15 protein-coding genes and 2 pseudogenes are annotated in these 21,023 nt (G+C 56.3%); 9 read left to right on the forward strand and 8 right to left on the reverse strand.

The genetic code is table 11. From position 1 onward, the window contains the following. Positions 1-60: 60 nt before the first annotated feature. The 5 genes from JN756_RS20885 to JN756_RS20905 form a co-directional block, all read right to left on the reverse strand. Entirely contained in the window at positions 61-843 is a 783-nt protein-coding gene (locus JN756_RS20885; protein WP_201021283.1) for a (S)-acetoin forming diacetyl reductase, read from the reverse strand. 71 nt (positions 844-914) lie between these two features. Then, positions 915-2,246, reverse strand: coding sequence for a carbohydrate porin (locus JN756_RS20890; RefSeq protein ID WP_201021284.1), 1,332 nt, complete (start codon positions 2,244-2,246; stop codon positions 915-917). Between the two features lie 117 nt (positions 2,247-2,363). Beyond that, positions 2,364-3,812, reverse strand: a complete 1,449-nt coding sequence (gabD, locus tag JN756_RS20895) for an NADP-dependent succinate-semialdehyde dehydrogenase (RefSeq protein WP_201021285.1) — start codon at positions 3,810-3,812, stop codon at positions 2,364-2,366. Continuing rightward, the gene (locus JN756_RS20900) at positions 3,809-5,488 is read right to left on the reverse strand and encodes a flavin-containing monooxygenase (protein ID WP_201021286.1); all 1,680 of its coding nucleotides are present in this window, start codon (positions 5,486-5,488) and stop codon (positions 3,809-3,811) included. Before JN756_RS20900 ends, gabD begins: the two co-directional genes overlap by 4 nt. Before the next feature lie 158 nt (positions 5,489-5,646). Then, positions 5,647-6,447, reverse strand: coding sequence for an SDR family NAD(P)-dependent oxidoreductase (locus tag JN756_RS20905; RefSeq protein ID WP_201021287.1), 801 nt, complete (start codon positions 6,445-6,447; stop codon positions 5,647-5,649). Positions 6,448-6,760: 313 nt separating this feature from the next. Here JN756_RS20905 and JN756_RS20910 point away from each other — a divergent pair, with 313 nt between their 5' ends. Then, positions 6,761-8,629 carry a sigma-54-dependent Fis family transcriptional regulator gene (locus JN756_RS20910; protein ID WP_201021288.1) on the forward strand — a complete coding sequence of 623 codons (1,869 nt, stop codon included), beginning with the start codon at positions 6,761-6,763 and terminating at the stop codon, positions 8,627-8,629. Between the two features lie 50 nt (positions 8,630-8,679). On the opposite strand, the pseudogene JN756_RS20915 reads toward JN756_RS20910, so the two are convergent. Beyond that, positions 8,680-8,802: pseudogene (locus JN756_RS20915) on the reverse strand (electron transfer flavoprotein subunit alpha/FixB family protein); the annotation flags it as partial. 240 nt (positions 8,803-9,042) lie between these two features. On the opposite strand from JN756_RS20915, the gene JN756_RS20920 reads away from it, so the two are divergent. From JN756_RS20920 to JN756_RS20945, 6 genes are all read left to right on the forward strand, one after another. Further along, entirely contained in the window at positions 9,043-9,945 is a 903-nt protein-coding gene (locus JN756_RS20920; protein WP_201021289.1) for an alpha/beta hydrolase, read from the forward strand. 117 nt (positions 9,946-10,062) lie between these two features. After that, positions 10,063-11,658: a flavin-containing monooxygenase gene (locus JN756_RS20925; RefSeq protein ID WP_268933209.1), complete on the forward strand. Its 1,596-nt coding sequence runs from the start codon at positions 10,063-10,065 to the stop codon at positions 11,656-11,658. Positions 11,659-11,687: 29 nt separating this feature from the next. Further along, positions 11,688-12,440 (forward strand): glucose 1-dehydrogenase, encoded by a 753-nt coding sequence (locus JN756_RS20930; RefSeq protein ID WP_201021290.1) that lies wholly within the window; start codon positions 11,688-11,690, stop codon positions 12,438-12,440. A gap of 142 nt (positions 12,441-12,582) precedes the next feature. Further along, the gene (locus JN756_RS20935; RefSeq protein WP_201021291.1) at positions 12,583-13,635 is read left to right on the forward strand and encodes an alcohol dehydrogenase; all 1,053 of its coding nucleotides are present in this window, start codon (positions 12,583-12,585) and stop codon (positions 13,633-13,635) included. An 18-nt stretch (positions 13,636-13,653) separates the two neighbouring features. Beyond that, positions 13,654-15,084, forward strand: a complete 1,431-nt coding sequence (locus tag JN756_RS20940; protein ID WP_201021292.1) for an NAD-dependent succinate-semialdehyde dehydrogenase — start codon at positions 13,654-13,656, stop codon at positions 15,082-15,084. Positions 15,085-15,632: 548 nt separating this feature from the next. Further along, complete coding sequence (locus tag JN756_RS20945) at positions 15,633-16,550, forward strand: transporter (protein WP_201021293.1); 918 nt, start codon at positions 15,633-15,635, stop codon at positions 16,548-16,550. A 273-nt stretch (positions 16,551-16,823) separates the two neighbouring features. Here the strand turns inward: JN756_RS20945 and JN756_RS20950 are convergent, their stop codons facing one another. Continuing rightward, a complete protein-coding gene (locus JN756_RS20950; RefSeq protein ID WP_442966356.1) occupies positions 16,824-17,441 on the reverse strand; it encodes an IS5 family transposase in 618 nt (205 codons plus the stop codon). On the opposite strand from JN756_RS20950, the gene JN756_RS20955 reads away from it, so the two are divergent. Then, on the forward strand, positions 17,385-18,401 hold the full coding sequence (locus JN756_RS20955; RefSeq protein ID WP_201021294.1) for an IS110 family RNA-guided transposase: 1,017 nt from the start codon (positions 17,385-17,387) through the stop codon (positions 18,399-18,401). The two genes, JN756_RS20950 and JN756_RS20955, sit on opposite strands and share 57 nt — an antisense overlap. Before the next feature lie 238 nt (positions 18,402-18,639). On the opposite strand, the pseudogene JN756_RS20960 reads toward JN756_RS20955, so the two are convergent. Then, positions 18,640-19,149: pseudogene (locus tag JN756_RS20960) on the reverse strand (IS5 family transposase); the annotation flags it as partial. Between the two features lie 280 nt (positions 19,150-19,429). Between JN756_RS20960 and JN756_RS20965 the strand changes: the two are divergent. Then, positions 19,430-20,982, forward strand: a protein-coding gene (locus JN756_RS20965; protein ID WP_250690793.1) for an IS3-like element ISPpu4 family transposase whose coding sequence is annotated in 2 segments (ribosomal slippage) — positions 19,430-19,892 and positions 19,892-20,982 — 1,554 coding nt in all. Because the reading frame shifts where the segments join, the coding sequence is not laid out codon by codon here. Positions 20,983-21,023 lie beyond the last annotated feature (41 nt).

Below are 21,023 nucleotides of genomic sequence, written 5' to 3' on the forward strand. Positions count from 1 at the left end.
CGCATGCGCGAAAACGCTCAACACGCATAAACTTGAACGTTCTCCAGCGCTGATGACGAATCAGTTAAATACCATCCCGCCATCAATAATGACCGCCTGACCTGTCATGTAGTCAGAGTCAGGACCGGACAAGAACGAAACGCAGGCTGCCACATCCTCAGGCTGGGAAAGCCGCTTCAAGGTGATGTGTTGTGCAAATTGTTCCATCCCCCATTCAATACTCTGGTTGGCATTGTCCGCCACATCCTGGGCAACCTTGCGCATCATGGGAGTGTTCACAATGCCTGGGCAATATGCGTTCACCGTAATACCGAGATGGGCCAACTCACGGGCCGCTGTTTGCGTAATGCCCCGCACTGCGAACTTGGTCCCCCCATAAACAGCGAGGTCGGGGTTGCCGATATGACCTGCCTGAGAGGAAGCGCTGATGATTTTCCCGCCATGCCCCAGCATTTTAAACGCCTTTACCGCGGCCTGTATGCCCCAGAGAACACCACCTACGTTGATATCGAACGTTCTCCTGTAGATCTCTGGCGTAATCGCTTCAATGGGAGCAATAGGCGCGATACCCGCATTATTAATGACCACATGTAGATCACCCAAGCCATCCACCGCTGCCTGCACGGCCTTGAAAACATCCTCGCGATCGGCCACATCAACCTTTATGGCCAGAGCTTTACCCCCCTCTTTTTTGATTCTTTCAGCCACGTGACTGGCTGTATCAATGTTCATATCAGCACAGGCTACGGCAAAGCCATCTGCCGCCAATCGCAACGCGATGGCCTCACCGATCCCTTGACCTGCACCGGTTACAAAAGCGACTTTTCCTAAAGATTTGCTCATTTCAGTTTTCCTTCTCAATCGTGACGGAGAATTAGATAGCGACTACTGACTGCTAACGTACGTGCCTACGCTCAAAAACTCGCCTGAAGTTTCAGACCGGCAACCCAAGCGTTGTCCACCTCGTAGACACCGCCTGGATTACGCACGTACTGCACGTTCGGGCGTACGGTCAGCCAGTCGGTAACGTGCACGCCGTAGTTGAGTTCGATGTTGTATTCACTGTGCTGCACAGGGACATAGAGCGGGTCGTCGTAGTAGGTGATGCCCGTACTGTCATTGATCAGGCGCTGCCGTTTGGTCACGTCGTCGTTGACCTTCAGGCGCGCGACACCCAGCCCGATGTCATCCTTGGGCCGGGCATCAAAAGGGCCTTTGTAGACCGCACCAATGTTCTGGAAACTCTCGATGCCGCTGGTAGCCTTGTCATGAACGGTCAGGCTGGCAAAGACGCTCAGGCCGCGCGAGGCATCGCCGTGATGAGTGGTCAATTGCTGCTGGCCCATGATCCACGCACCATGCTTGCTGCTGCGTGATTTGGGGGCTTGGCCAGTCAGCGCCTGCGGAGCACCGTTGACATCGTCATATACGTCATTGGCGCTGGCACTGCTGTGGTAGTAACCCAGACGGTATTCACCCGGTAACGCTTCCTTGCCCAATGTTGGCTTCCAGACAACTTCCACCGGCACCAGCGCACCTTTAGTACCACTGCCGCTGAGTTTGAAGCCATTGCCGGTGCTGAGATTCGACGGGTTCTGCTCGTACACCCCGACCTGCAGCGCCCACTGCTCGTCTAGGTTGTAGCGAACGCGCAAGCCCCACTGGCTGACGGGGCCGCTGTACCAGACATCCCCAGCCACGTTGCCGATGGGCGCACTGCAGAACGACAGGCTCTGGAAGTCGCACGGGAAACTGGCAAAGTCTTCATTGACACCCAGGCGGCCCAGTTTGAGATCCAGGGCGCCGTCAAAAAACTTCTGGCGATACCACATCTGGGTCAGGCGCCAGGTTTGCCCCCTGCCCCACACTTCCTGCACCGAGCTGAGCTGCGGGGCGCGCGGGTCAGAGATGCGTTCGTTGGAAAGGTTATTGCCATTGCGCTCCGTCACCAGCAGCTGGAACTCGGCGTCGTCCCAGCCCAGCAGCTTCTGCAGGTCCAGGTGTGTGCCGAGCGCCCACTGCGCGGTATAGCGTGCGGTACGATCATGGTTGTAGCCACCGTGGACATTGGTGGCTGCTTCGCCGACGTAACCGACGATCACGTCAACGCCCTTCTCCAGCAGTTCGCTGCGTACCCCTCCCCAATCACCCGTTCCCCATTGCGGTGAAGGGTCAGCGGCGGACGCAGGTACGGCGATGCACGACAGGAGCCCAAGCCCCAGCGGCAGTTTCCAAGCGATGTTCATGTCGATTTTTCCTATTGTTTTTATGTTTTACGACACAGCGTTAACCGGACCGCAGGGCAATGCCCTGACGGCCATGAAGCAAGCGATCAATTGAAAAGTGGACAGTGATGGATCAGCTCAGATGCCGGCCAGACACAGGTATTTGATCTCGAGGTAATCCTCAAGCCCGTACTTGGACCCTTCACGGCCGACACCCGACGCCTTGACCCCACCAAACGGCGCGGCCTCGGAACTGATGATGCCGGTGTTGACCCCGACGATGCCGTACTCCAGAGCCTCCCCCACTCGAAACACGCGACTCAGGTTGGCGGTATAGAAATACGCCGCCAGGCCGAACTCGGTGTCGTTGGCTTTGGCGATGACTTCGGCGTCATCAAAGAAGCGGAACACCGGCGCCAGGGGGCCGAAGGTTTCTTCCTTGGCGACCCGGGCGTTGTCAGGTACGTCCACCAGGATGGTAGGTTCGAAGAAATTCTCACCCTGGGCATGCGCGCGCCCCCCCTGAACAACCTTGGCGCCCTTGGCCAGTGCATCCTCGATATGCTCGCGCACCTTGGCAACGGCCTTACCGTCGATCAGCGGCCCGAGGGTGACGCCGTCGGTAAAGCCATCGCCCACCTTCAGGGCACCGACCGCCGAAGCCAGTTTGTCGACGAACGCGTCGTACACCTTGTCGTGCACGTAAAGCCGGTTGGCGCACACGCAAGTCTGCCCGGCGTTACGGAATTTTGAGGCCAGCGCGCCGTCCACGGCGGCATCAAGATCGGCATCCTCGAAGACGATAAACGGCGCGTTGCCACCTAGTTCCAGGGAGATCTTTTTGATGTCGCGGGCGCATTTCTCCATGATCTGGCGCCCGATCTCGGTGGACCCGGTAAAGGAAATCTTGCGCACCGCCGGGTTGCTGGTCAGCTCTTCGGCAATCTCCGCCGCTGCGCCCGTGACCACCGACAACACGCCCTTGGGAATGCCCGCCTGCTCAGCCAAATAGACCAATGCCAGTGCCGAGAACGGCGTCTGCGAGGCCGGTTTGATCACCATGGTGCAGCCAGCGGCCAAGGCCGGTCCGGCTTTGCGGGTGATCATTGCACTGGGGAAGTTCCAGGGCGTAATAGCGGCACAAACACCCACCGGTTGTTTGATCACCAACAGGCGCTTGTCGGTCGCGCCGGGGATCAGATCCCCGTAGACACGCTTAGCCTCCTCCGCGTACCACTCGATGTACGACGCACCAAAAACAATTTCGCCCAACGCCTCGGGCAGAGGCTTGCCCTGTTCCAGGGTCATGAGGTGGGCCAGGTCGTGCTGGTTCTCGATGATCAGGTCGTACCAGCGGCGCAACACATTGGCGCGGGCCTTGGCGGAGAGCTCACGCCAGGTGGGCAGCGCATGCTCGGCGGCTTCGATGGCGCGGCGTGTTTCCGTTTGCCCCATGCGCGGAACCTGGCCGATGGTCACTCCGGTCGACGGGTTGACCACGGTGATCTTGGCTTCGTTGTCGGCAGCCAGCCACTCACCGTCGATATAGGCTTGATGACGCAACAGTTGAGGGTTGTTCAAAGTCATTGCAGGTTCTCCGTTACGCGGCGCGGTTGCGCGCCGTCAACACTCACGGCCTTGAACTTGAAGCCCCGGTAGTCGTCATTCTTGACCGCCTCCAGCTGTTCGCTGAACGCGCCCAGGCCGCCCATGTAGAAATACACCTTGTTGCTTTTGCCCGGGATGTTGGCGCCGAAGATCCACGAGTCGGTCTTGGCGAACAATGTCTGATCGGCGATTTCCTGGCAGATCACACCCCATTCGTGCTCGCTTTGCGCCGACGGCTCCACGCAAGCCAGCTCGTTCTGCTCCATAAAGTCGATCAGCTCGGACACCCACTCCACTTCGGTTTCAATGGTCGGTGGAAGATTGGTAAAGGGACCGTTGGGCCCCAGGATCATGAACATATTGGGAAACTTGGCGGTGGCGACCGACAGGTAGCTCGACGGGCCGTCAGCCCAGTGATCCTTCATCGAGACGTTGTCGCGCCCGCGAATATCGATACGCTTGTAGTTGCCGTCCACGGCATCGAAACCGGTGGCGAACACCAGTACATCCAGCTCGTGTTCGACCCCGTCCGCCGTGCGAATGCCCTTGGCGGTGATCTCCTCGATAGGGTTGGCCTTAACGTCGACAAGAGACACATTATCCCGGTTGAATGTGGCGTAGTAACCGCTGTCACACAGCGGCCTTTTCGCGTAAAGGTCGCGGGGCATCAACTTGCGGGCGATTTCTGGGTCTTTGACGATTTCGGCGATTTTTTCCCGCACGAAGTCCTGGGCGGCGAGGTTCGCTTCTTCGCTGGTTGCGATGTCATTAAAGGTCTGGAACATGTAGCGAAAACCGCCACCACCGTCCCAGGCGCGCTGAAATATGGCTTTTCGCTCAGCGGCGTCGACACTCATGGTTGGAATATCGCTTTCCTGGAAACCGAACGCCAACCGCGAACTGCGCACTTCTTTCCAGATGGCGTCGTAGTTGCGCTTGATGTCATCGACAAATTCGCGGCTAAGCGGGCCATTACCCACTGGCACGGTGTATTGGGCGGAACGTTGGAACACAGTCAAATGGCCGACCGTTGGCGCGATCGCCGTGATGACCTGGCAACCGGTAGAGCCGGTACCGATGACGCCTACCCGCTTGCCCTCCAGCACAGCATCGGCAGGCCAGTTGGCCGTGTGGTACATATGGCCCTTGAATTGATTGAGGCCATTGATCTTCGGAACGTTAGTCGCTGAAAGCAGGCCCAGCGCCGTGACCAGATACTTGGCGCTGTATTGATGCCCGTCATCGGTGGTGACCAGCCAGCGACTGCTTTGCTCGTCGAACACAGCAGAGGTGATTGCGGTCTCCAGTTGGATATCCCGGCGCAGGTCATGTCGATCGACTGCGTGGTTCAGGTAGGACAAGATTTGCGGTTGGGTCAGATAGCGCGTGGTGATATCCCACTCCTGGCACAACTCTTGATCCCAAGAGAAGCAATAGACAAAAGACTCACTGTCGGATAACGCACCCGGGTATCGGTTCCAATACCAAGTGCCGCCGATACCGCCCGCTTTATCAAAGGCGCGAACTTTCAAACCGAGTTCATCGCGCAACTTCTTGAGCATGTAAATGCCCCCAAAGCCCGCGCCAATCACAATAGCATCGTAGTTAATGATGTCGGTGCCAACAGAACGTTTGGCCAGAACTGTAGTTGTCATTATGTTCTCCTGTTTCGATCAGTGCGCCGGCGGGATTGAACTCACTTCAGTGCGTTATTCAAAGCTGCAGGCAAGCCGTATCCGTTTCCCTGAACTCGGCGTCCAGGGAACGTAATCATCAAATTGTGCGTAGGGCTAAGACATGCCCCTTGATTCAACTAGAGCGAGAAGCCGCCGTCGACGGCGATAGCCTGGCCGGTGACATGGGGTGCGCAAGCCACGTAAACCACGAGTTGGCCCATGTCTTCCACGGTTTGCGCTTCACCTTGGGGCAACAGGCTGGATTGATGCCGCTCCCAGGACTGCACTTCGGTTTCACCGGGCTGGGCCCAGCGTGCGGAAAGCCCCTCATCGCCGCGCCACATGCCGGTGCCGACCACACCTGGGCACAGAGCATTGACTGTGATGCCTTCGCGGGCAACTTCCTTGGCAAAGGCGTTGGTAAAACCAATCACCGCAAACTTGGAGGCGCTGTAGTGGGACAGGTCCGGGAAACCGACTTTGCCGGCAATCGAAGCGAGGTTGATAATGCGGCCGAAGTTGTGCTCGCGCATCAGCTTGAGTTCCGCCTGGCAGCACAGGAAAACCCCGCGCGCGTTGATGTTCATAATGCGGTCCCATTCGCTGACAGGTAATTCATCGACCCTGCCGAGACTGACCACACCGGCGTTGTTGACTGCCACATCGAGACGGCCAAATGCCTGTCTGACCTGCTCAATCATGCTTGCGACGCTCTCGGCCTGGCTGACATCCACCTGCAGGGCGACAGCACGACGACCGAGGGCACGCACATTGGCCGCCGCTTCCTCAGCGATGTTCAAGTCGTAGTCGGCGAGTACCACGTCAGCGCCCGCCTGGGCCAGGCTCAGCGCAATGCCTTGGCCAATACCACGACCGGCGCCGGTGACTAGGGCAATTTTTCCTTCCAGGGAGAAATCGACAGCTTTGAATTGGCTCATGGGGTGCCTCTGTTCATTCTTGTTGTTGAAATACAGCCGTCTCATGCGGCCCGCTGAGACAGACAGAGCAAGTCGAGTGCCAAGATCGGCTCATCGGGCTACAAAGCCCGGAACATAGGGGTTACGTGATTAAATCACGGTGTGAAAAGGGCGGCTGATCCAAGACATAATGGCTCTCCTTCCTCACGTCCCCCTGCGAATGCTGAGATGTTATGTCTCACCGGGACCGGCTGACCGATTCAGCTTGAAGGGGACAGCCATCGCGCCTTTAATGAGCCTCACAGAAAAATAAGATCCAATCTTCGGAGGTACCATGTCCTCTGGTTTGTCTAAGGTTCATGTCGAACATGTGAATCGCGTATTACGCACGGCTGGAAATGCCCCGACCTTGCCGGTGCCGAATATCATCCTCGATTCCTGGCGACGCTCGATACAGCACTACAAACTCGATCCTGGGTCATTGCAGGGTCCCAGGGTTCTGGAGGCTCACCAAATCAATGAACACCGCCAGCGTGTCGACGATTTCCTGCACTTGGCCGGTGATGAGATGTCGCGGCTGCACAGCCGCGTACGAGACGCCGATTACTGTGTGATGCTCACCGATACGCTGGGTTGCACCGTCGACTACCGGATCGAATCGACCCTGCGCGGCGAGTACCGCCGTTCCGGCATGGACGTCGGCACCTGCTGGTCGGAAAAGGAGGAAGGTACGACAGCTGTTAGCGCTGTGTTGATCGACAAACTGCCGGTCACCGTGCACAAGCATGATCATTTCCGCGCGGCGTTCATCGGCAATACCTGCTCGGCGGCACCGATATTTTCACCCAATGGCGAGATCCTGGCGGTATTGGACGTCTCTTCGGTGCGCGCTCCGGATGACCGGCGCAGCCAGCATCTGATTCGGCAGATGGTTATCCAAAGTGCCAGCGACCTTGAAAATGCCTACTTCATGTACAGCACCCAGGACCTGTGGGTGTTACGGGCCCATCCCCTGCCCGGCTACGTCGACAGCCAGCCTCAGTGCCTGTTCGCCTGGGACCGTGATGGCCGCATCGAAGCGCTCAACCCCGCCGCGCGACGCCTGCTGTTGCAGCGCTGTGGCCGGATCCCCACACATATCGACGAAGCCTTCGCCTCGGCGCAGCTGCCCGCCGCCGGGGATGACAGCATCCACTACCTGCCGACAATGGGCCTGCATGTGCGCCTCAAGGTCCCGCGCCGGCCCATCAGTGCGCCTGCGGCTAGCACACTGGCGTCAGCCGTCGACCCTAAGGTCGCCCAGGCGCTGGAGCTGGCTGTGCGCGTCAAGGATCGCGGGCTGCCGGTGCTGATTCATGGTGAGACCGGAGCCGGTAAAGAGCACTTTGCTCTGCAACTGCACGCCGCCAGTAAGCGACACGACAAAGCCTTCGTTGCAATCAACTGCGCGGCGATACCCGAGAGTCTGATTGAGAGTGAACTGTTCGGATATGCCGCTGGCGCGTTCACCGGCGCATCCAACAAAGGCATGCGCGGCCTGCTGCAGCAAGCCGACGGTGGCACGCTGTTCCTGGATGAAATCGGGGATATGCCGCTGATGTTGCAAACACGCCTGCTCAGAGTCCTGAGTGAGGGTGAGGTGGCCCCGTTGGGAGGTGCCCGGCCGCAGTCCATCGACATCCAAGTCATTTGCGCCAGCCACCGTGATATTTCTACGCTGGTAGAAACAGGTGGCTTTCGCGAAGATCTGTATTTCCGTTTGAGTGGAGCGCGCTTCGACATACCGCCGCTACGTGAGCGCAAAGACAAGCTCGCGCTGATCAACAAGCTGCTGGATGAAGAGTGCCAGCGTTCGGGAGAGCGGCTCGAACTGAGCGAAGCGGCGCTGGAAATGCTCTTAAACTACAACTGGCCAGGCAATATGCGTCAGTTGCATCACGTGCTGCGCTACGCGTGCGCAGTCTGTGCAAGCCATGTAATTGGTGTAGAGGACTTGCCTGCCACCCTCGGCATAAGTGCCCCAGCAATGGGTCAGGAAACGGTATCCGGCAGCCCGGAACGTCAGGCCTTGATCGATACACTGGTGCGCAATCGGTGGAAACCCTTGCTGGCGGCACAAGAGCTGGGGATTTCTCGTGCCACCCTCTATCGCAAAGTGAACCTGCATGGCATCAAAATGCCAGGCAAAGGTTCCTACAACTGACCATCCACCAGGCGCTACGAACATAGCGCCTGGCCTCATCGCTTCACGCGTCAGATCGACTGTTGCAGTTCCGGCACCGCTTCGAACAAATCAGCCACTTGGAAGATCGGCACGTCTTCGTCCTTGTTGATCGCAACGATCACTTTGGAGTCTTTAATGCCGGCCACGTGCTGCGGTGTCAAGCAGTATGGATTGAGAGGCCGAAAGGGTTTCTCCTATGCGCTAATTTGAGTACTAATTATATGATCTATATAGGGAAATTTCTTAAGTTGATGATATTGACTCTTAGACGGCCCCGAGATTAGCAATTCTATCCAAGAAATATGTAAGAAACGTTCAATATCTCCATCACTTCAATCATCAAAATACATGGTAGCTGTTCAGTATTCACAATAATAATAGAGACAATTACCATGAACACTTCATCCGAAGCAGATTTCCTGCGCGCTCTCTACCAGTCCTGGACCGACCGTATGGCGGCCAATCCCAATCTGACAATTGCTGACTTACGCAGTCTGTTTGACGAATGGCACCAACCCACCTTGGAACCCGAGGGCGTAACCTACAAATCAGATGTTGTCGCTGGAGTCGAGTCCATCTGGGCGCTGCCGGTGGGAGCCGACTCTTCGAAAGTAATTTTGTACACCCATGGGGGCGGCTTCGCGGTGGGATCAGCCGCTAGCCACCGCAAGCTCGCAGGACATCTTGCAAAGCAATTGGGTGTCACAGCGGTCATCATCGACTACCGCCGGGCGCCCGAGTATCCCTTCCCCGCACAACTCGAGGATGCGACCGCGGTGTACCGCGAGCTTCTCGCTCGCGGCTTCAAGGCGCAAAACATTACGACAAGCGGTGACTCGGCTGGCGGCAACCTCGCCATCGCAACAGTGCTCAAATTGCGCGACGACGGCATTGCTTTGCCGGGTTCCGTCATCGCGCTCTCCCCGTGGCTCGACATGGAGCATATTGGCAAGACCCTTGAGGCCAACCACGCAACTGATGCGCTGGTGAGTAAAGCTGTTCTGCAGGGTATGTCGGGCATGTTCCTCGGCGAGACTGTGTCTCGTACCAATCCGCTTACTAATCCACTTAAGGCCGACTACCGGGGCTTTCCGCGCCTGTATGTCGCCGTCGGGTCGCTAGAGACGCTGCTCGATAACGCCACTGACCTGGCACAGATATCCAAGGCCGCTGGCGGGGACGTGACCCTTTCTGTGGTGGACGGCATGCAGCACGTATTCCCGATCTTGGCTGGGCGTGCCCGCGAGGCCGATGCCGAACTCAGCCGTATCGCTAAGTGGTTCAAGTCCGCGTGACGGGATAGCCGCTTGCTGTTCCCGGATTTGACTGCCCGGAGTTTCATCATTCCACCCAATTAATGCGGGCCTAGGCTTCCGCAAGGCGGAGCTTTGTCCGTAATAAGGAGACACGCTGTGATAACAACAAAAAATTTCGACGCCATCGTCGTTGGGGCAGGTTTTGGCGGCCTGTATATGCTGAAAAAACTGCGCGACGAGCAGGGCCTCAAGGTCCGCGTCTTCGACAAGGCTAGTGGTGTGGGCGGCACGTGGTACTGGAACCGCTATCCAGGCGCCCTCTCAGACACCGAAACCTGCGTTTACTGCTACTCGTGGGATAAAGAGCTATTGCAGGAGATGGAAATCACCACGCGATACATCACCCAGCCGCAAGTTCTCAAGTACCTCGAAATGGTGGCGGATCGCCACAACCTGCGCCCGGATATCCAATTCAACACAGGGATCACGCAAGCGCATTTCAACGAAGCTACAAACCTCTGGGAGATAGGCACCGACACCGGTGAGTCGTACACCGCCAAGTTTATCGTGACTGCACTTGGCCTTCTCTCTGCCACCAATATTCCAAAAATCAAGGGCCTCGAGACCTTCCAGGGAGAGTGGCACCACACAGGTAACTGGCCTCAGGGAGTTCAATTCGAGGGCAAGCGTGTAGGCGTGATCGGTACAGGCTCAACGGGTACCCAGGTCATCACGGCGATCGCGCCACAGGTCAAGCACCTCACGGTGTTCCAGCGTTCGCCGCAATACAGCGTACCGGTCGCTAACGGCCCCGTCAGCAAAGAATATGTCGACAACATCAAGAGGAACTACGAAAAAATCTGGGACCAGGTAAAGAACTCTGTAGTCGCCTTCGGCTTCGAGGAAAGTACCGTGTCGGCGATGAGTCTTTCTGATGAGGCGCGCCAGGCAGTCTTCCAGAAAGCCTGGGAAAACGGTGGCGGCTTCCGTTTCATGTTTGAGACTTTCTGCGACATCGCCACAGACGAACGTGCCAACAAGGCCGCGCAGGACTTCATCCGAGCCAAGATTGCCGAAATTGTTAAGGACCCGGAAATCGCCCGCAAACTCACCCCGCGTGAACTGTATGCCAAGCGCCCGCTGTGCGACAGCGGTTACTACGCAACGTTCAACCGAGCGAATGTCAATCTGCTCGACGTCAAGGCCAACCCGATAGCAGAGATCACCCCCAAAGGCGTGAAAACAGCCGATGGGGTCGAACACGAGTTGGACATGCTCATCTTCGCCACTGGCTTCGACGCGGTGGACGGCAACTACACCAAGATCGACATACGAGGCCGTAAAGGCCTGACCATCCAGGACCACTGGAAGGCCGGTCCGACCAGCTACCTAGGCGTTGCGAACGTGAATTACCCCAACATGTTCATGGTACTAGGCCCCAACGGCCCCTTCACCAACTTGCCGCCTTCAATCGAGACCCAGGTCGAGTGGATCAGCGACCTGATCCAGGAAACCAATGCCAAGAACCTCAAGACGGTGGAGCCTACGCCCGAGGCCGAGGCCTGCTGGACCAAGACCTGCCAGGACATTGCGAACATGACGCTTTTCCCGAAAGCAGAGTCATGGATTTTCGGCGCCAATATCCCAGGCAAAACCAACACCGTGTACTTCTACATGGCCGGACTCGGTGCCTATCGACAGCAACTCACCGAAGTCCGAAATCAAGGTTATCAAGGCTTCCAGTTTCAGTAAAAAATCACTTGAAAACTAAGGGGGGCAACATGAATCGCGTACAAGACAAAGTCATTATCGTTACCGGCGGCGCAATGGGCATGGGGCAATCGCACAGCGAACTGCTCGCTTCGCACGGTGCATGGGTGTTTGTGGCAGACATGAATGTGGAATTGGGCCAGACCACGGTGGCCGGTATCCGCAAGAGCGGCGGCAAGGCCGACTTCCTGAAACTGGATGTAACGAACGAGGCTGACTGGCATGCAGCGGTGGATCAGGTTATCGAACGTGCAGGTCGCATCGACGTGCTGATCAACAACGCCGGCATCCTTATTCTGAAGCCTGTGCAAGACACGACCAATGAGGACTGGGACCGCACCTTCGATGTTAACGCGCGTAGTGTCTTCATTGGCACGCGGACGGTCATTCCGTTCATGAAGAAAGCAGGCAAAGGCAATATCGTCAACGTATCGTCCATCTACGGCTTGGTCGGCGCCCCCGGTGCCAGCGCCTATCAAGCATCCAAGGGGGCTGTACGCATGTTCACCAAGTCGTGCGCGGTGGATCTGGCCCCCTTCAACATCCGTGTCAACTCGGTGCATCCAGGCGTAATTGAGACACAAATGACGCGGGATCTGCTGGCTGACTCCGTCATCCGCACGGCCCTGCTCGGACCAACCCTGCTCAAGCGTCCGGCTCAGCCAATCGAAGTGTCACAGGCAGTGCTCTTCCTCGCGTCGGACGAGTCGTCCTTCGTGCATGGCGCAGAGCTGGTGGTCGATGGCGGCTACACCGCCAACTGACCGAACATACGTCAATGCGCAGGCACGGTCGACGAGTTGATCTTGCTGCCGGGCTGCGCATCTGGCTTGGACTTCATGATCGACTTGCCAAACGCTCGCGCTCAGCAGCTTCGACTTCCTATCTTCAATCAAGAGGCATTCCATGCGTTGTTATTGCGTCACACACCACGGCCAGCCGCTAGAGCTGACAGACAAACCGATCCCGCAACCGCAGGGCACCGAGGTGCTGCTGCGGGTGAAAGCCGCCGGTTTGTGTCACACCGACCTTCACCTGTGGGAAGGTTTTTACGATCTGGGCGCTGGCAAGCGCCTGATGCTGGCTGATCGCGGAATCAAGCCGCCGATGACCCTCAGCCACGAAATATGTGGTGAAGTTATCTCTGCTGGCAGCGAGGCGGGACAGGTGAAGGTTGGTATGCGCAGCCTTGTACACCCGTGGATTGGCTGTGGCGAATGCGCAGCCTGCCAGCGCGGCGAAGAAAACATCTGCATCAAGCCGCAGGCGTTAGGCGTGGTGCGGGCGGGCGGATTTGCCGAGTACGTCATCGTGCCGCACCCACGTTACCTGGTGGATATCGAGGGACTCGACGACGCTGAAGCCGCACCGCTGGCTTGCGCTGGCGTTACGACTTTCAGCGCCATCTCAAAGTTTGGTAATCGTATTCATGAAGGCCCGGTGGTCATCATTGGTGCCGGCGGCCTGGGCCTGATGGCCATTGAGGTACTCAAGGCAATGGGTGCCAAGGGCGCTGTCGTGGTCGATATCGACGCGAGCAAGCGCGAGGCAGCGCTCGCTGCTGGTGCGTTAGCGGTCATCGACGGCAAGGCCACTGATGCAGCACAACAGATAATGCAAGCCACCGACGGTGGCGCACGTGCAGTCCTCGACCTGGTGGGCGCCACGCCAACGGTAACCCTGGCCATCGCAAGCTGTGCGCGTGGTGGGCACATCGTCATCTGCGGCCTGATGGGGGGCGACATCACCCTGTCGCTGCCAGTGATCCCTATGCGCCCGCTGACCATTGAAGGCAGCTATGTCGGCTCGCTGGCCGAGTTGCACGAGTTGGTGAAGTTGGTCAAGCGTACAGGAATGTCTGCCATTCCCGTGACGCGCCGTCCTATGTCCGAAATCAACTCCGCCATGCAGGACCTGCATAACGGCAAGGTGATCGGCCGTACGGTCCTCATTCCCTGAAATTTCAAAGGTCCCCCCATGTATACCGAGCTTAGTCTTTATATTGATGGTCAGTTCCTTCAAGGCGGTGGACGTCGTGAACATGACGTGCTCAACCCTGCCACGAACCTTCCGATCGGCAAATTGCCCCATGCAACGCACGCGGATCTGGATTTGGCGTTGTCGACCGCGCAGCGCGCGTTTGAGTCCTGGCGCAAGAGCTCGCCGTTGCAGCGCAGCCAGATCTTGCGCAAGGTGGGCGAGTTGATGCGTGAGCGTGCACAGGTCATCGGCCGCAACATCACGCTGGAACAAGGCAAACCCCTGGCCGAGGCCGTAGGTGAAGTGACCGTCTGCGCCGAACATGCCGACTGGCATGCCGAGGAGTGCCGTCGTATCTACGGTCGGATCATCCCGGCACGCAACAGTCAGGTGCAACAGACAGTCTTGCATGAACCAATTGGCGTGTGCGTGGCGTTCTCTCCGTGGAACTTCCCTTTCAGTCAAGCCTTCCGCAAGGTGGCGGCGGCAGTGGGCGCCGGGTGTTCAGTCATCCTCAAGGGCTCCAGTGACACACCCAGTGCGGTGGTTGCCATCGCTCAACTGTTCCATGATGCCGGTTTACCGCCTGGCGTGTTGAACCTGGTCTCGGGGGACTCAGGAATGATCTCGGACCACCTGATCAAGTCACCGATCGTGCGTAAGATCTCGTTCACAGGCTCGACCCCCGTGGGCCAGCATCTGGCCGCACTGGCGGGTTCCTTGATGAAACGCTGCACTATGGAACTGGGTGGCCACGCGCCGGTGATCGTGTGCAACGATGCCGACATCGACAGCGCTGCGGAAACAATGGCCGGTTTCAAGTTCCGCAACGCGGGGCAGGTCTGTATTTCCCCCACACGCTTTTTTGTTCAAGAAGGGGCCTATGACCGCTTCGTCGAGTGCTTCGTGGCCAAAGCCCAATCCTTGAAGGTGGGCGATGGCCTGGAGGCTGGCACCCAGATGGGGCCATTAGCGCAACATCGTCGCGTCACCACCATGGAAAGGTTTGTTGAGGATGCGCGGCAACGGGGGGCGAGCATCCTGACAGGTGGAAGTGCGTTACCGGGAGACGGCAACTTCTTTGCACCCACCGTAATGACCGATTTGCCGGAAGATTCCCGCTTCATGAACGACGAGCCGTTTGGACCGATGGCCGGTATCGTGCGCTTCAAAACAGTGGAGGAGGCCTTGCAGCGCGCTAATCGCTTGCCGTTTGGCCTGGCATCCTACGCCTTCACAACCTCCAGTAAGAACGCGCATACCATCTCCCGTGGGCTTGAGGCCGGTATGGTGTCGATCAACCATCTGGGGCTCGCCGTCGCGGAGACGCCATTCGGCGGCATCAAGGACAGTGGCTACGGCAGTGAGGGCGGTAGCGAAACCTTCGACGGCTACCTCACGACCAAATTCGTGACCCAACTCAATTAACTGACTTGAATGTGCAGTGGCCAACGAACTGGTTCTTACCGCACTGACCGAGCCCGATGTCGGATCGGATGCAGCCGCGCTCAGTAATCGCGGCGTGAAAGACGGCGACGATTACTGTGGCAACAAGCGCATGTATCAGCGCAGACCTGTGGCATGTCAACGGATACAAGGTTGAGCGCTTTTATCGCGATGGGCGCCTGTATGAAGGTACCACCCAGATCCAGCAACTGATCATCGGCAAGCACTTAATGCGTCAGATCTAATGCGCAGCCAAGCATTGCCGTGATGATGGAGCGGGTTTGAAGCAAGCGATCTTTTTACGCGCAAAGGAAAGTATTGAGTCGCGAGGCATTGCTGGGATTTAGAAAAACAGACGCAGCGAGGACAAAGATTTTGAACGAGTGATGTCGCCTTCAGCCTATATAGCGGCTAAGGCGCACACCGGCGGCCGCGTGTTCTGAACTACACGATACACCGTGCGCGCGACCAATTCGAGGGTGATTAGAAAAGCACCGACCTTAAAATAAAAATATCAAAAGTGGACACCTATGAAAACCAAGAAACTCGTTGCAAAAAAAATCAATCACAAACCAAAAAACAAGTCTAAATTTGCCAGCATTGCAATTAACGTAATTTTGGCAGGTTCAGCAGAAGTTTCTTTACCGTCTTACGCAATTGATATTGATGCCGGCGATTGGGACACCGCTCCCGCCGGTACCGACATGGCAATTATTTATGCACAACACGTAAACAGGGATCAGCTGTTTGCAAAAGGCAATGTCGCAGCAAATAATGCTCAACTAGAATCGAATATATCAATTCTGCGCTACGTACACTGGACAACGCTTGGTGGTCACCCCTTTGCTTTGGAGGCCTTGCTGCCATTCGGCAATTTGAAAGCTGATGGGGATATATCGTCCCTCGGAAATGCTTCTGGAATTGGTGATGCAGTATTCCTTGCCCCGATTTGGCTGATCGACAATAAATCCGAAAGAAATTCTTTTGCTGTAGTGCCGTATATCTTTCTTCCGACCGGCTCCTACGACAAAGACAAACCGCTGAATCTCGGTGAAAATCGCATGAAGTATGACTTGCAGCTCGGCTATACACATGGGATTGGACGCGCATTCAACATTGAACTTGCGGGCGACGCTATGTACTTCGGAGAAAATACTGATACATCACTTAATCAAAAGTTACTCTATCAAGCTCAGGGGCACTTAAGCTATCAGTGGAATCCTGGCACGAGACTGGCCATCGGCCTATCTCATTCCTTTGGAGGTGAAACATCTATTAGTGGGATCGATCAAGATAATAAAATAAACACAACAAAGGCACTGTTCACCGTATCGACTTTTATTGATCAGCGGAATCAATTTTTGTTTTCGTACGGAAAGGATTTAAGTGTTAGCAATGGCTTTAAAGAGGAATCGCGCTTTAATTTTCGTTTGCTGCACGTGTTTTAATTTTCGTCTACTTCGCGTCATGTAACCAACAGTAAATACCCCCCGGCAAAGCCGGGGGTTTTAGTAGGCCATTGAAAAAAACCGACCCTACCTCCCCACCCCGCCAAGTTTTAAGTTTTAAGTTTTAAGGAAGGTCTGAAGTAAGCAGCAGTTTTTAACGGCCTCGCTGTTTGAGGTTCAAAAAACGCCGACTTAATCGAAAATCAGACCTTTCCTCCTCTCAGTTCGCTATTTTTTTGCTGAATAGCCCCTTTTCAGGACTCATTGTCCGCATCACAGGCGCACCTCGCCTGCATTCAACAGCCGTTTTCGCATCATCCACAGGTTCGACAAGGCAAACAGTGTGGTCTGCTGCGCGGTGTTTTTCACCAAGCCTCGGAAGCGGACTTTCGTATAACCAAACTGGCGCTTGATCACCCGGAAGGGATGCTCAACCTTGGCCCGGACTTGAGCTTTCGCGTATTCGATTTTGCGGCGCATGCGACCGATCAGGCTCTTTTTTGCATGCTTCTTATAGCTGCTGGGTCGCGCTGCGATCGACCAGATCATCTGGCGATGTTGATGCTCCGCACGCTTCTCCACGCCGGTGTAACCGGCATCGCCAGAGACGTAAGTTTCCTCGCCATGCAGCAACTGATCGACCTGAGTCACGTCGGCCACATTCGCCGCCGTACCCACTACGCTATGCACCAGACCGGATTCAGCATCGACACCGATGTGCGATTTCATCCCGAAATAGTACTGATTTCCTTTAATGAGATGGTCAGCCCGGCTCGAGAAACCCGGTGAGTCTAAACTTACCGGGCTTCTCTCTTTATCGAAGGAGGATCTCTCATGAGTACCGTGACGCTTCTGGGTATCGACATCGGCAAAAACACCTTCCACTTGCATGGCCAGGACGCCAGAGGAAATCAGCTCTTGCGCAAGAAGCTCAGTCGTAGCCAATTGCTACCGTATCTGGCGCAGTTGCCAAACTGCAAAATTGCCATGGAGTCCTGCGGCGGTTCACAGTGGCTGGCTAGGCAGATCGAAAGCTTAGGCCATCGAGTGCAATTAATCGCGGCGCAGCATGTAAAGGCCTACATCACCGGCAACAAGAATGACTTTATCGATGCGGAGGCCATCTGCGAAGCAGCGTCGCGACCCAGAACCCGCTCGGTTCCGGTAAAGACCCTTGAGCAGCAGATCCTGTCGACCGAGCACAAGCTGCGCAAGTCTTGGGTGGATAATCGCACGGGAATCATCAACCAAGTGCATGGTTTTCTGCTGGAGTTCGGCATCATCTTCCCCATTGGATACGCTGCTCTGGAGCAGGTGCCCGCTCTGATGGAAAACCATGAACTACCAATTCGACTACGCAACGCAGTTGAGCGGATGCTGCTTGATATCCAACGCCTGACTCGAGATATCAAAGCGATCGATGTCGAGATCAAGCAGCAATTGTCTGAGGACGATGCGGGCGTGCGCTTGTTGAGCATCCCCGGCATCGGCCCTCTCACCGCTAGCGCGCTCTTGGCCGACGTCGGAGACGCTTCGACTTACAAAAGCTCGCGCGATTTTGCCGCCTCACTTGGTTTGGTGCCTCGACAGTATTCCACTGGGGGCAAGACCAAGCTGCTCGGTATCAGCAAGCGCGGTGACAAGTATCTGCGCTGCCTGCTGGTGCAAGGCGCTCATGCACTAATGATCCGAATCGACAAACGAAACGATGCAATTGGAGCCTGGGTAAGAAAGCTTTTGGCTAGCAAACCCCCGAACAAGGTCGCCTGTGCGCTAGCCAACAAAATGGCAAGAATCGTCTGGGCTGTATTAGCCCGAGGCGGTAGCTACAACGTGCAACAAATGGTTTGACCTAATCGAGTTACTACCGGCTTTTGCGACGACAGTGATGATGACGATAAACGGCAGACATCCCGACTGAAAACCTGAAGACGAAGATAGCTTTTTTCGTAGCTGATCCTTTTATCAAGGACTGTTGGGAGCGACTTCTCATCAAGGGCCGAGCGCTAATGACTGTGCTCACCATGAGCCCGGATACATTAGCGCAAGCATGTTTTACCGTTCATCACGCTGGGTTGCGGGAGGTGGGCTGACCATACATCTTTGTCTGGTGCATTTCGGGGTCGCGTTTACCGTCCTTGTTCTTGGTCAAACTGGGCGCATGAATAATCGTCGCATCGACCACAGTACCTTGGCGTAGCAGCAAACCTCGGTCGCCCAAATAGCCGTTGATGACCTGCAAAATTCCACCGGCCAGCTCATGTTTTTCCAACAGCCGGCGGAAGTTGAGGATGGTGGTTTCATCCGGAATCCGATCCAGATGCAGCCCGGCAAACTGGCGCAGTATCGTGGTTTCGTAGAGGGACTCTTCCATCGCCGGGTCGCTGTAGCCGAACCAGTTTTGCATCAGATGAACCCGCAGCATGGCCATCAACGGATACGCCGGACGACCGCCTTCACCCTTCGGATAATGCAGTTCGATCAACGTAACTAGGCCTTTCCAGGGCACGACCTGATCCATCTCAATCAGGAAACGCTCGCGGCGGGTCTGCTTACGTTTGCCAGCGTATTCGGCATCAGCGAAGGACATTTGCTTCATCGGGGCTCAACCGTTCAGTTCGTGGGACAGGCGTATTTCACCAGATTTGAAAGTCTTTTCCAGAGTTTCCTTAAGTTTTAAGTTTTTCAGCATTATCCTTTCTTTTTGGATCGCAGTCCGGACGATGGAAAGCTGTTCCTCTTCTAGGCGAAGATGAACTATATTCTGTCTGCGCAAATTAGGATTGGTTTGAAGAGGCATCCTTCCCCCGGTGTCAGGCTAGTTGTCGCTTGAGCTGATTTATCAAAACGATAGATCGGGGGCGTCAAAGAGAGCTGTAATGTCGAGCTATTCACCTGAGCGTAAAGCGGCCCTTATCAACAAATTGCTGCCGCCTCAAAACATGTCCGTGGCCGAGTTGTCGCGTCAAGAAGGCATCTCTCAAGCCACCCTGTATGCTTGGCGAACCAAGCTCAAAGCAGGAGGCGCAGTGGTGCCCGGAGATAAAAGCAGTGCCGATAACTGGTCGGCTGAAGCCAAGTTCGCAGCGGTGTTGCACACGGCCACGTTGAGCGAGATCGAGCTTAGCGAATACTGTCGCAGCAAGGGTTTGTACCCCGAGCAAATCGGCGCTTGGCGACAGGCCTGCATCAGTGGCCAGCTAACAGCCCAGGCACAGCGCCAGGCCGAGCGAGAACAGGCGCGCGCCGACAAAAAACGCATCGCCGAGTTGGAGCGTGAACTGCGGCGCAAGGACAAGGCGCTCGCAGAAACCGCCGCGATTCTGGTGCTGCGAAAAAAGATGAATGCCTTCTGGGGAAACGACAGCGAGGACGTCTGACCTCGCTGCCAGAACGGCAACAACTCGTTGAACGTTTTAACCAAGCCGTTGCTTCTGGTGCACGCAAAACTATTGCCAGCGCGGAGATCGGGCTGTCGCTGCGCAGCCTGCAACGCTGGGCGCTGACGCCTGTGATGCAGGCCGACGTGCGCACCACCACGTCACGTCCGCGACCACTTAATGCCCTGAGTGAACAGGAGCGTTGCGCTATTTTAGAGGTCTGCAACAGTCCGCCATTCGTCAGCCTGCCGCCCAGCCAGATCGTCCCGATACTGGCCGATCAAGGTCGTTATCTGGCCTCAGAGGCAACCTTTTACCGCGTCCTGAAGGAAGCTGATCAGCAGCACCGACGTGGCCGCAGCCATGCACCGCACAAGCATGCTGCGCCGACAACTCACAGCGCAACCACAGCCAATAAGGTCTGGTCTTGGGACATCACCTACTTGCCATCGCCAGTGCGTGGGAAGTACTACTATCTGTATTTGATCGAGGACATCTACAGCCGAAAGGCCGTGGGCTGGGAAGTTTACGAGCAAGAAAGTGGCGAGCTGGCGGCCGAACTGATGCAGCGCACCGTGCTCACCGAACGCTGCGCCGGACGGCCCTTAGTGCTGCACTCGGACAACGGTGCACCGATGAAATCGGTGACGTTGCTGAGCAAACTGTACGAACTCGGCATCACCCCGTCACGCGGACGACCACGGGTGAGTAACGATAATCCCTACTCAGAATCGCTGTTTAGAACCCTGAAATATTGCCCGCAATGGCCTCCTGGTGGTTTTGCAGATTTGGACACGGCACGCAGCTGGGTGCGCGATTTTATCCGCTGGTACAACCACCAACACCGCCACAGCCGCATCCGCTTCGTGACCCCGGCGCAGCGTCATCGAGGCGATGATCAAGAGATCTTGGCCAAGCGTCATGCCCTGTATCAGCAAGCTCGTAATCAACATCCACATCGCTGGTCAGGTGCGACACGCAATTGGCAGCCCATCGGCGCGGTCACACTCAATCCGGAAAGGGAGTTACCGACACTGAAAATAGCCGCATAAAACACAGCTGACGCGACAACTACCTTGCAAAACGCCGCCTT

Source organism: Pseudomonas sp. Y39-6, from assembly GCF_023651955.1.
Lineage (GTDB): Bacteria > Pseudomonadota > Gammaproteobacteria > Pseudomonadales > Pseudomonadaceae > Aquipseudomonas > Aquipseudomonas veronii.